General features: G+C 47.3%; 10 protein-coding genes. 8 read left to right on the forward strand and 2 right to left on the reverse strand.

Features of this window, described 5'->3' with window-relative positions; all coding sequences use genetic code 11:
* Positions 1 to 93 precede the first annotated feature (93 nt).
* The 6 genes from NDI33_RS00095 to NDI33_RS00120 all read left to right on the forward strand — a co-directional run bounded on the left by NDI33_RS00095 (position 94) and on the right by NDI33_RS00120 (position 6,730).
* Positions 94 to 2,217, forward strand: a complete 2,124-nt coding sequence (locus NDI33_RS00095; RefSeq protein WP_190678031.1) for an SPFH domain-containing protein — start codon at positions 94 to 96, stop codon at positions 2,215 to 2,217.
* Positions 2,218 to 2,406: 189 nt separating this feature from the next.
* Positions 2,407 to 3,018: a hypothetical protein gene (locus NDI33_RS00100; RefSeq protein WP_190678034.1), complete on the forward strand. Its 612-nt coding sequence runs from the start codon at positions 2,407 to 2,409 to the stop codon at positions 3,016 to 3,018.
* A gap of 62 nt (positions 3,019 to 3,080) precedes the next feature.
* Positions 3,081 to 3,437, forward strand: a complete 357-nt coding sequence (locus NDI33_RS00105; protein ID WP_190678037.1) for a hypothetical protein — start codon at positions 3,081 to 3,083, stop codon at positions 3,435 to 3,437.
* A gap of 45 nt (positions 3,438 to 3,482) precedes the next feature.
* The gene (locus NDI33_RS00110; protein ID WP_190412217.1) at positions 3,483 to 4,646 is read left to right on the forward strand and encodes a GuaB3 family IMP dehydrogenase-related protein; all 1,164 of its coding nucleotides are present in this window, start codon (positions 3,483 to 3,485) and stop codon (positions 4,644 to 4,646) included.
* A 314-nt stretch (positions 4,647 to 4,960) separates the two neighbouring features.
* Entirely contained in the window at positions 4,961 to 5,284 is a 324-nt protein-coding gene (trxA, locus tag NDI33_RS00115; RefSeq protein WP_190412216.1) for a thioredoxin, read from the forward strand.
* A 375-nt stretch (positions 5,285 to 5,659) separates the two neighbouring features.
* Entirely contained in the window at positions 5,660 to 6,730 is a 1,071-nt protein-coding gene (locus NDI33_RS00120; RefSeq protein WP_190678040.1) for an LOG family protein, read from the forward strand.
* Between the two features lie 25 nt (positions 6,731 to 6,755).
* Here the strand turns inward: NDI33_RS00120 and NDI33_RS00125 are convergent, their stop codons facing one another.
* Positions 6,756 to 8,732: a serine/threonine-protein kinase gene (locus NDI33_RS00125; protein ID WP_190678043.1), complete on the reverse strand. Its 1,977-nt coding sequence runs from the start codon at positions 8,730 to 8,732 to the stop codon at positions 6,756 to 6,758.
* Positions 8,733 to 8,855: 123 nt separating this feature from the next.
* On the reverse strand, positions 8,856 to 10,412 hold the full coding sequence (locus NDI33_RS00130) for a serine/threonine-protein kinase (RefSeq protein WP_242033247.1): 1,557 nt from the start codon (positions 10,410 to 10,412) through the stop codon (positions 8,856 to 8,858).
* Positions 10,413 to 10,883: 471 nt separating this feature from the next.
* Here NDI33_RS00130 and NDI33_RS00135 point away from each other — a divergent pair, with 471 nt between their 5' ends.
* Positions 10,884 to 11,840 carry a glycosyltransferase gene (locus NDI33_RS00135; protein ID WP_190412290.1) on the forward strand — a complete coding sequence of 319 codons (957 nt, stop codon included), beginning with the start codon at positions 10,884 to 10,886 and terminating at the stop codon, positions 11,838 to 11,840.
* A gap of 62 nt (positions 11,841 to 11,902) precedes the next feature.
* Positions 11,903 to 12,571 carry a hypothetical protein gene (locus NDI33_RS00140; protein ID WP_190412213.1) on the forward strand — a complete coding sequence of 223 codons (669 nt, stop codon included), beginning with the start codon at positions 11,903 to 11,905 and terminating at the stop codon, positions 12,569 to 12,571.
* Positions 12,572 to 12,592: the final 21 nt, after the last annotated feature.

Genomic DNA, 12,592 nt, shown 5'->3' on the forward strand with positions numbered 1-12,592 from the left:
TTCAACTTGCCTAGGTAGATAGGTTTCATCTGTATAGCCGCAACTTTCAATTGCTAGAGAAACTAACAGCTAACAACCAATTTCTTCAAAATTATGCTATTTTGGCTTACCTTCATCCAATCATTACCAATTGCTACCACATCTGAACTCTCGGAACAACAATGGCAAACCGAGGCGAGTTTACCCGAAAATGAGTCTACTTTAATCGCTCAGACTCTTCCAGCCCCAATACAACCAACGATTGCCCAACTGGGAAGTGGAATTATCTTCCCTGGAATTATTGGTGCTTTGGTTTTATTACTGTTATTTAGCATCTGGGCGTATACGCGAGTTTATGTTGTTACACCCAACAACGAAGCTTTTGTGAGAACTGGCGGTGTTTTCATTAAAAGTAAATCCGTCATTCTGTATGGTGGTTGTGTTGTCTTACCTGGATTTCATCAGCTTACCCGCGTCCCTTTGCGAGAAATTTCGATTGACGTTGAGCGCACTGGGAAGCTGGCAGTTCGTACCCAAGATTACCTCCGGGCAAATATGCGGGTAACATTCTATGTCTGCATTAATGCCGACGAACAAGATGTTTTAACAGCGGCGGCTAGGCTGTCTAGAGCAGGAAAAATTACGCCGGAAGATATTAAAGATGCCCTAGAAAAACGGGCGGACGATGCGATTCGGGCAGCAGCAAAAAATAAGAGTCTAGCCGAAATTGATTCAGACAAGATTGGTTTTGCTGATGCTGTTTTAAATTTAGTTCAGCAAGATTTGAAAAAAGTAGGTTTGACGCTGAACAATATTGCCATTTCAGAAATTGAAGAAAGCGATACCTACGATACGAATAACTTCTTCGATGCTCAAGGCGTGCGACTGCGGACTGAAACAATTCAACGCTCGATTCAACAAAAACGAGAAGTTGAATTAACGACTCAAGTTACCATTGAGCAGAAAGAACTGGATGCCCAAAAGCGATCGCTCCAAATCGAGCAAGAAAAAGAAAACGCCAAACAAGAGCAACAGTTACAAGTAGAAGCACTCAAAGCTCAAAAACAGCGGGAAATACAAGAATCGAAAGACAGAGAAGCTGCAACCGTGCAGCGTACCAAGATTTTGCAGCTTAAATCCGTTGAAGAAGAAGAAATTCGCAAGAAATTGGGGGTGCAACAAAGCCAAATTGAGGCAGATATTTCCCTAGAGGAACGCAATAAACAACTCAAGGTGGCGCAAGCACTGCAAAAACAAGAAGCGGAAGTTGCGGAAATAACCCGTCAACGCATCATTCAGGAGGAAGAAATTAACAAAAAACTGGCAGTACAACAAAGCCAAATTGAGGCGGATATTTCCCTAGAGGAACGCAATAAACAACTCAAAGTGGCGCAAACACTGCAAAAACAAGAAGCAGAAATGGCGGAAATTATTCGTCTACAGACAGTAGAATCCTCGAAATTGCAAGCGCAAGTGCAGGTAGCGGAGTCTGAAAAACTGTCAAGAATTGCCCAAGAAGAGGTAGCGATCGCAGTCGCCAACAAAAAACGCGAAAGCTTTGTCGCCGAAGCACAACAAGCGAGAGCAGAGGCATCTGTAACGACTGCAAGCGCGATTGAAAAAGCCGAACGGGATAAACAGCTTTCAATTATTGCCGCCGAACGAGAAGCCCAAGAGAAGAGTATTAGCGATCGCAACGTTGTCGAGATTGACGCTTTCCGGCGCAAGCGGCAAGCGGAAATTGCCCAACAAGCAGCGGAACTAGAAGCGGAAGCAATTCGCACCCTAGCCGATGCTAACCGTGACAAAGCTTTAGCCGAGGCTGAAGGGATTCAAGCCCAAATTTCTGCCCAAAATACAATTAGCGATGCTAACCTCACAGCCAAGATTATTACCACAATTTGGCCCGATTTAGCAGATAAACTGCCAGAAATTGTCAAGGCATTGGGACCTCAACCAGGAGTGATCGGCGATGCCCGAATTTACTCCTTCCCCGGCGCAAATGGCAGCAACGGCAACGGTGCCGGTGACATCAACAAAATGTTACTATCCACCAGCGGTTTAGCCTTAATTAACACCTTGCTTGAAGATGGCAAATTAGGCTCATTAATTGGTCAAGTTAGTAATCTGGTTCGTAGCAACAATGGCAGTATCCCGCCAGAAGCCCTTACCGCTATGATTTCCTCAGTAGAAAAGCCAAGCCAAAATAACAACCAAGACGGTATGCAAAGCAGTTAACCCGTCTTTCCAACCCCTCTCCTGTAGAGACGCGATATATCGCGTCTCTTTTCCGTAATTGGGAAGGCGTTTAGGTCTTCTTGTCCGAGAAGGATTGGCATATGCACTCTACTTTGGGAAGATGCCACTCACGAACGGCTGAGCCAAGTTTGAAGGGAATTTTACCCAGGCGAATCCAGCCACACGACAATGAGACGGTTAATCCTCCCCCTAATCGGGTTGTTGGCGCTTTTCGCCTCTAGCTGTAGTTCTGAGCGTGTGGCAGCTACCCCAGAACAAGTTATACGCCAAAACAACCTCTGCCCTTCTCCCACAACCCAAGCTCAAGACTTTCGCGTACTGGGTACCCGTCAATGGTCGCAGGGTGTAGTGGTACTCTATAGCGCCATCTGCCCCAGCAGCGATCGCCAGCAAGCGTCGCCACAGATATTGGGTCACAGCGTGCTTGTGCGTAAAGAAAGTGGCTGGGAACAGATCGGTAATGACAGCGCTGAATTCTTTCTGGATCGCCCACCGTTACCACCAGAGCAGCTGGTGTGGTATGGAAGCGGCAACTACTCGAACGATAAAACTGGTGAGACTTACGCCCTCACTTACGGTAAGGTACTCTCGCCGGAAGTTGCTGCTGTTGAAATCACCTTTGATAACGGGAAGATTCTGCGCGACGAAGCCACTAACGGTGTTTTTGTCCTCATATCACCAGGCGCTAATCATTCTTGCCAAATGCGGGTACTGGGTAAGGATGGCAAAATACTGCGGCGCATTAATGATGTGAACTTTGTACAAAATAATCGGTGCTGAGCGCTTTTTTGAGAATGCGATAGCGAAGCGCTGACTTGTCAGTTCGCGCTTTTGCAAACTTCATGCCCCTTTCCCTTGCACCAGTAGTTCTAGGGCATCCCTCTACACAAAGTAATGGTGATTTCGTAGCTTTTGCACCAAGCGATTTAGCATTCCATTTGCATTTTTGCGCTCATCTCCGTTACCTCTTCTCCCCGTTGAGTCAGCAGTGTATCTGCGGGATTGCCACAGGTGCAGCGATTCTCGGCTACCTGTCCCAGATGCTCAACAACAACGAAAATGATGAGGATGAAAATAAACACGAGAAATCACTGAACCTGAAACAAAGAAGCGATCGCTCCATAATCCCACTAGACTCAACCAAGGATGCGATCGCCCAACCCAACTTAACCACCCGCCCCAAACAAATTCTCCATTGAATTTGATACTCTAACTTAAATAGTCTTGGGAACGGGAAGTTAAGAGTGGACATTCAAATTGGGCGGGGTAAGACAGCTCGCCGAGCTTATGGCATCGATGAAATCGCGCTAGTGCCTGGAAATCGGACACTAGACCCCAGTTTGGCAGATACCCGCTGGCGCATCGGCGGCATCGAGCGAGAAATACCGATTATTGCCAGTGCGATGGATGGGGTAGTAGATGTCCGCATGGCAGTTTTACTCTCTCAACTGGGGGCATTAGGCGTCCTCAACTTAGAAGGAATTCAAACTCGCTATGAAAACCCAGAGCCGATTTTAGATCGCATCGCCTCTGTGGGCAAAGAAGAGTTTGTCGCGCTGATGCAAGAACTCTATGCAGAACCCGTTAAGGAAGAATTAATCGAACGACGGATTCAAGAAATTAAGCAACAAGGCGGCATCGCAGCCGTCAGCGCCACACCAGCGGGAGCGACAAAGTACGGCGCAGCGGTGGCAAAAGCGGGTGCAGACTTGTTCTTTGTGCAAGCGACGGTGGTTTCCACCGCTCACCTCTCGCCTGAGTCAGTGACCCCCCTGGATTTGGCTCACTTCTGTCAAGAAATGCCCATCCCGGTCATTTTAGGGAACTGCGTCACCTACGACGTGACGCTGAACTTAATGAAGGCGGGTGCCGCTGGCGTGCTGGTGGGGATTGGTCCCGGTGCCGCTTGTACCTCTCGCGGCGTTTTGGGAGTAGGGATTCCCCAAGCAACCGCGGTTGCCGACTGTGCAGCCGCTCGCGATGACTATTTCCACGAAACCGGCAACTATGTCCCCGTGATTGCCGATGGCGGTTTAATCACTGGCGGCGATATCTGCAAGTCGCTTGCCTGCGGTGCTGACGGCGTGATGATTGGTTCTCCGTTTGCCAGAGCCAAAGAAGCACCCGGACGGGGGTATCATTGGGGGATGGCAACACCTAGCCCCGTTCTCCCTCGTGGTACACGCATTCGCGTCGGCACGACGGGAACGTGCGAACAAATCCTGCGCGGCCCCGCTGGTCTGGATGATGGCACCCATAACCTGCTGGGAGCCTTGAGAACCAGTATGGGCACGCTGGGAGCCAAAGATATCAAGGAGATGCAGCAAGTTGAAGTCGTTATCGCACCCTCTTTGCTGACCGAAGGGAAGGTCTACCAGAAAGCACAGCAGTTGGGAATGGGTAAATAAACTCACTGACTCATTTGCGTTCCTTAAGAAATTCCGGACTCCTGCTTAGAGGGCTGGAAAATCTAAAGCTGTCGCTTAGAATAGAGAAAGCGGAGACGAATGTTTCCGTTCACTCCTCACACCACACTCCGCCCGGACTACTGTTCGGGCGGTTCCTTTTCTGGGGTTAAAATCACCGCCAGCCAGCCAGCAGTCAAACCCACTGACTCGTCAATTATGTCTAAATGTATACCTTTTGAGTCAGAAAATGTCTGTTTTGCCTATGGTAGAATTTGCTAAAAATTAGAAACTGTTACGCTTAAGGATTTCTAGGCATGTCATCAGCCGCACAAGTTACAGACGCTTCGTTTAAACAAGAAGTACTTGACAGTGAAGTTCCCGTTCTAGTAGATTTCTGGGCACCCTGGTGCGGACCTTGCCGGATGGTTGCGCCTGTGGTGGATGAAATTGCCCAGCAGTACGACGGTCAAGTAAAAGTAGTCAAACTCAATACCGATGAAAACCCTAACGTTGCCAGCCAGTATGGGATTCGCAGCATTCCCACGCTCATGATTTTTAAAGGCGGTCAACGGGTGGATATGGTGGTGGGAGCGGTTCCCAAAACCACTTTGGCAAATACTTTGGAAAAGTATCTCTAACCAACTTTTTCCCAGCAAGAATGGATAAACCGTCAGCATAGTTACCTATTTTTGCGGGAAATCGCTGCTTATCAACCCAGACTCTCTAAGTTGAGTTGACAGTTCTGCTTGTCATTTGTCTTTTTTACTCGCCTTCTTGAACTATTCAGTAGGTTGTTTTAAATAACGAAAGATATGCACGATCTGAAAAAACCCGTTTTCTTGTAGAAAACGGGTTTTTTTGAGGAGTTCCGCCCCCTTAATGGAAGCTTCAACCTTTCTGTTAGACAGGCGCTGAAAGCCGGTTGGGGAGAAAATCGTATAGGATGATACCAGTAGCGGCGATGCTGGGGCGAATCCCGTTAGAATAGAGTGCCGCTGGTGCTTGCATAAATTATGACCATCACTCCTCCTTCTAATGCCCTTGAGTCACTGCAATCAGACGTAGCCGATCTAATTCACCAGCTACCGAACCTGAAACACGGAAAATGGATACAACGGGCGCTGTCAGTGCTGGTGCGACTGGCTGGGGAGGAAATCGACCGGCTGGACTGGAAAATCTTGAGCGCTTCTATGCAAGATATGGAGCGGGCATTTCAAGTTTTTTATCCTTATCGACACGTCCGCAAAGTAACGATTTTTGGTTCGGCTCGCCTTGCGTCTGATAGTCCCGAATACCTCATGGCGGTTGAGTTTGCTCGCCGTGTCACCCAGCTCGGTTATATGGTGATGACGGGTGCCGGTGGGGGGATTATGCAGGCGGGAAACGAAGGCGCGGGAGCTGAAAAATCGTTTGGTTTGAATATTCAGCTACCTTTTGAGCAGGGAGCAAACCCGTTTATTGAAGGCGACCCCAAGCTGATTCCTTTTAAGTATTTTTTCACCCGGAAGCTGTTTTTCCTGCGAGAAAGCGATGCGATCGCTCTCTTTCCCGGTGGCTTTGGCACGCAGGATGAAGCCTTGGAGTGTTTGACGCTTTGCCAGACGGGAAGATATGGTCCTGTGCCGATGGTCTTAATTGACCGTCCTGGCGGCGATTACTGGTCGTCCTGGGATGCTTATGTTCGCAAGCATTTAGTCGAACCCGGTTTAGTGAGTCATGACGATCCAAACCTGTATACCATTACAGATAACTTAGAGGTCGCTTGTGAAGCGATCAATCGCTTTTACCGGGTTTATCACTCTAGCCGCTATGTTGAGGATAAATTTGTTCTGCGTCTTAAGTCGGAAATATCGGATGCAGCGGTTGAACAGCTGAATGCTGATTTCAGCGACATCTTGGTGAAGGGAAGAATTGAAAAAACTCAGGCATTACCCCAAGAAGCAGTCGATGAAACCTTGGATTTGCCTCGTCTGGTTTTGTACTTCAACCAACGGGATTTGGGGCGCTTGTACCAGATGATTTCTACGATTAACCAGATGGTAACTCCGCCACCCTCTGTAGCAGCGCATCCAGAGCTTAAGTAATGGGTTCAGTCAACTTAAATGTTGATTACTTGTGAATGCTACCATCGGGCATTCTTGTGTTTGTCAGGTCAGTCTGGTGCAGCTTGGTCTGGTTCAAGTTGGCACGGCTCAAGTTGGTCTGTTTTAAGTTAGCGTAACTCAGATCAGCATACTCCAGGTTCGCTTGGCTCAGGTTCGCCTGACTCAGATTCCCTTGGTTGAGATTGGCACCCCTCAGATTGGCCTGCGTTAAAGTGGCATAACTCAAATTAGCGAACTTTAGGTTGGCGCGGCTGAGGTTGGTGCCACTCAGCTTAGCAAAACTCAAATCAGCCGACTCTAGGTTTACACCGATTAAATTGCCACCGAATAGCTGACTCAACCTTAAGTTTGCATCTTTGAGATTGGCACCACTGAGGTTGGCACCACTGAGGTTGACCTCCTTCAGATTCCCTGTGCTGAGGTTGGCATGACTGAGATTGGCATTACTGAGGTCAGCACCGTATAAGCTTGCACCCACTAAAGCTGCATCATTAAGATTGGCACTACTTAAGTTAGCGTTCCTTAAGTTGGTACCGCCTAAGTCAGCACCGCTTAAGTTAGCATCTGTGAGGCTGGCACTTCCTAGATTGGCAGTGTTGAGGCGCACCAGTTTTAGAGTTGCTCCTCTCAAATTGCCATACCTCAGGTCAACTCCTGTTAACTCAGCACCGTTGAGTTCGGCACTACCCAGGTTGGCGTTGTATAGGGAGGCACATCTCAGATTTGCTTCACTTAAGTTAGCTTGGCTCAGGTTAGCATCTTTAAAATCGGCGCAATCAGTCCGGCTTGATTGACCGGAACTTGACTGCACTTCAACTAAACTGGCTCCCCTCAGGTCAGCACTGCTGAGGGATACACCCGCCAGGTTTGCCTGATTCAACTTTGCATTTCTGAGTTCAGCACCCTTCAGGTTCGCTTTTATTAACTTGGCTTCGCTCAAGTCGGCACCATTCAGACTTGCTCCAGCTAAGTTGGCACCGCTTAAATCGCATCCTCGACACTGTTTTGTTTTGAGCAACTGCCGAAGGTGCTGTTTTCTCAATTGCGTGATTTGGTGTTCTTGGAATAGACGAATCACGGTGTTGAGAGTGACAAAACTTAGGGTTAGCAATGCTACAGCTGCGAGTACCCCTTGTTTTGTAGGATGCAGGAGAATCTTGGGAATTGTGGCACGGCGGACTACATCAATCGGCTTGAGTGCTTCCAGAGCAGTGACAGCATTGGGATAGCGATTTTTACAGTTGGGTGCCGTCATTTTTTCCAACCAGCGGATAAACTGTGGATTCAGTTTTGGCACCATCTGCTTAAAATTGATCCGATAAGCTTCATCTACTAAATTGCCAATTTCAGTGGATTTGGTTTGGGTAAGCAAGCAAACCAGCGTCGCGCCGAGACTATATAAGTCGGATGCTTGGGTTAGTTGGCGATTAAACACCTGTTCTGGCGGCATAAATCCCAACGTGCCTTTGACGGTACTGCTGGCGGCGACTTCTCCACCACCGATGCGAGCCAAGCCAAAATCTACCAGGTAAACCTTCAATTGTTCATCCACTAAGATATTTTCCGGCTTAATATCTCGATGGATAATCGGGGGATTTTGCTGTTGTAAGTAGACTAAAACTTCTAATAGGGAAACAGCAATTTGCTGAATTTCCTCTGGGGTAAAGTGACGCGATGTAGAGACACAGGGAGCCGGTTTATATTCTTGAACCAGGCAAAAGCCGGTGGGAGTTTCAAAGGAATCGAGGTACTGGGGAATGCTGGAATGATTCAGACAGCGCAATAGTTGAATTTCTTGCTCGTAAGCATCATAATCCGACCAACTAGCACCGGATTGGGCAAACTGGAACTGCTTAATCACAACGTGCTGCTGGGTTTTTGTACTCGTTGCCAGGTAGGTGACTCGACCCCCGGCGCGATTTTGTCCTAGCTCTCGTTCTACTTGATAGCCTTGGCTAGAAAAGTCTGCTAAATTACCCATGAGCCTACCTATCGATAGATGTAGGTGGTGAGTCTTTTATAACAGATGGCTGCAAAAGTAACGGATGCGATCGCTCTGTTTTTGCTATCATCCAGATTGCTCGTTGGAACCACTTGCATTAAGCTATCGATGAACCGAGCCATCGGGCATGATGGTGTTTGTCAGCTTGGCTCCGGTTATCGTGACACCCTCTAAGTTGGCATCTTTGAGGTTCGCTCCCCTGAGGTCAGCACCCGTCAAGTCGGCACCCTCAAGGTCAGCCGCTTCCAGATTGGCATCCCTGAGTTTGACTCCTCTCAGGTCGGCACTCCCCAAGTAAGCATCCTGGAGGTCGGCACCTTCGAGGTTGGCACCCCTGAACTTAACAATGGTTAAATCGGCAACTGCCAAGTAAGCATTCCTGAGGTCGGCACCCGTCAAGTCGGCACCGATGAGGTTAGCACCCCTGAGATAGGCATCTCGAAGGTTGGCACCCGTTAGATAGGCGTTACTCAAATCGGCTCGACTCAGATGAACATAGCTTAAGTCGCATCTGTCACAGTGGTTAGTTTCCAACAACTGCCTGACGAGATCCGCTTTAACTAAACTGGGTCTGTGTTTGACCGTGGCAAACCCCAGGGATGTTAACACTAATCCAGCGGCAAGAATCTTAGTTTTTGTGGGACGGTCTAGAGTTCCGAATGCCTTGGCATAGCGGACAATATCACTTGGCTTGAGTACGCGGCGGCGAACATCAATCGACCTCAGAGCTTCTAGGGCATCCGCTGCACGCTCGAAGCGATTTTTGAGGCTGGGTGCCGTCATTTTTGAGAGCCAGTCTACAAATTGCCGACTCAGATGCGGCACCATCTGCTTAAAATCGATCCGATAAGCTTCATCAACTAAATTGCCAATTTCCGTAGATTTGGTTTGGGTAAGCAAGCAAACCAGCGTCGCGCCGAGACTATATAAGTCAGATGCTTGGGTGAGTTGGCGATTGAACACCTGTTCTGGCGGCATAAATCCCAACGTGCCTTTGACGGTACTGCTGGCGGCGACTTCCCCACCTCCGATGCGAGCCAAGCCAAAATCTACCAGGTAAACCTTCAATTGTTCATCCACTAAGATATTTTCCGGCTTAATATCTCGATGGATAATCGGGGGATTTTGCTGTTGTAAGTAGACTAAAACTTCTAACAGGGCAATGGCAATTTGCTTGACTTCCTCTGGGGTAAAGTGACGCGATGTAGAGACACAGGGAGCCGGTTTATATTCTTGAACCAGGCAAAAGCCAGTGGGAGTTTCAAAGGAATCGAGGTACTGGGGAATGCTGGGTGAGTTCAGCTGCTGTAGCACCTTAATTTCTTGCTCATAAGCTTGATAGTCTGACCAGCGGGCACCCGAATGGGCAAACTGAAATTGCTTGATAACGACGCGCTGCTGTGTATTGGTACGGCTTGCCAGGTAAGTAACTCGACCCCCGCAAGGGTTGTGCCCTAGCTCTCTTTCGATTTGATAGCCTAAATCGGAAAAATCTGGGAATTCGCTCATGATGGTTAGGCGACGATAACCCCTACAAGTATCGCTACGCGGTAAGCGCAGCGTGCTGTAGGCTTTGGCACTTTTCCCACTATAGCTGCCTGTAAAAGCAGATGATGGGACATCGCTCCGACTCACTGGCGGCAGCGTCTCTAACAGCAATAGAAACTTCTTTCCTTAACTGAGTTCCCCAAAACCTGCCGAAGTTATCATCCTTAAAAGCACGGTGAGTTTATAGTTGATACTGTAAAATCGGGTTTTCGAGCGATCGCGTCTTTTGTGAAATTTGTTTGTATTTAATGATACAAACCGATGAATTGATAGCGGGTTGCCGATATCTTTACGAAAACTTTAAGAAGATTATCCGGGATATACATTTTCTTCACCTTATCTTGATGCTTTCTTCAAAAAAATTGCTTAAGATAAGTGTTTATACGGATAAATTTTGCAAGTCTATTCTCTATCTACGGGTAGATGTTAGTGTACTTACGTAAGTAAAATCGGCTAATTCATCCCCCTAAAGGCTGAAAAAGTAAACTAATGGATTGAAAAAGTACCTGACTTTTGTGGCTTAAGTAGAAAGCTGCGCTGATAACAAATAACTTTATAACGGCTCAGGAGCTGCTCTATATGCTGAAATTTAGCATCGTAATTACAACCTATAATCGTTTACCGCTGCTGCGGCGGGCGATTGAATCAGCGCTCGCGCAAACTTTGCCCTGCGAAGTGGTAGTAGCAGATGACTGTTCCACGGACGGTACCGAAGAATATGTCCGCAGCTTGGGCGATCGCGTAGTTTACTACCGCAACCCAGTCAATAGCGGTCACTCCGCTACCGTAAATGCTGGGGTTGCCGTGGCAACCGGAGACTGGATCAAACCGCTGGATGATGATGACTATCTGGCACCCAACTGTGTCTGGGAAATGGTAAAAGCGATCGCTCAACGTCCTCAAGCAGCGATTTGCTCGTGTCAAGCCGTTCAAGTTGATGTCAACGGTGAAGAAGTTACCCGCACCAAGCCGAGCGGTCCTGGCAAACTATTTTACGTGAAACAAGAGGATATCCACTACGGGATGTTGATGGAAGTGGTTCCTTTTGGGACACCCGTTCAAGTTGCTTTCAAAAAAGATGCCTTTATCAAGTCAGGCGGTTGGGATTCGGCTTTAGATGGTAACTGCGATGACATCGACTCTTGGGTTAAAATTGCCCAATATGGGGATGCCGCATTTGTTAATCAGTACCTTACCTTCCGGACATTATGGCCGGGTGGATGCAATCAGAAGTTTTCACTGCAAAAACGGTTAGAAACCAATATCTTAATCAAGGAAAGAATCTACCCGTTAGTGCATGAAAAATATCGCTCGTCTATTCCGAAACTTGAGGAAATTAAGGCGTTTCTCAAACTGCATTGGAGTTTGGTAGGACTCAAGCAAGGAAAAATCTTAATGGCACTCAAGATGGCATATCCAGCCATGTTTTCGCTTGCCGCTTGGATTTCTTTAGCGAGAGTTACTTATTCCAGAAAAATCAATACTCAGGCTCCTACCGTGCCTCAAGAAGTTGTAACCTACAGAACGGCTTCTATTTAAACTGTAGCCGGTACAATCAGTTATCAGCTATGTTAAATAGGTGATAACTGATTTGAATAAGAATGCAGCTTCACGTATTTAATAAAATCTTGCAAGAAAGTAAGAAGCAAATAGAAGCCGATCGCCTGATCCTCTTCTTGAATGGCGGAACTGTATTAGTATTTTTGGCGCTGTCAGTTTACGCAAAATTTCTGGGAAAAGGTCAAGGGATTGAATTTCTTTTTGCAGATCCCTTCTCAATCCGACGACCCTACTACGGCTTATTAACGAGTGTCTCTGAAGTGTTATGGTGCCTTTCAGGTACAGTTTGTTTGTTTAGCTTTAGCTTGCTAAACATAATTTCTCCCAATCGCAAAGCAAATCTATTTATCTTATGTTCTGCGATTGGGATTTTTGTTTTATTAGCCGACGATTTATTTCGGATTACCTTAATTTTGAGAGATGTAGCTAAGGTGCCCAAAGGGGTGATGTACTTAGTATACGGTACTGGCGCGATCGCTTATGGTTTATGCTTCTGGCGCAAACTTTTATCAACGCCTTATGTATTGCTGATAATTGCGGGTATCTTATTTGGCATTTCTGGCTTAGTGGACATCTTGCACATCAAAGGAAATGGTACTCCGGCAATGCTAGAAGATGGCACGAAGTTACTGGGAATCCTCAATATCGCATTTTACTTTTGGCACGTTTGTCGTCAGGAAGTCATGCAGAGGAAGTATGGCATCAGTTGAGCAGTTGCTGTTAAGTCTTGC

This window comes from Trichocoleus sp. DQ-A1 (assembly GCF_039961955.1).
Classification (GTDB): Bacteria; Cyanobacteriota; Cyanobacteriia; order Cyanobacteriales; family FACHB-T130; genus FACHB-T130.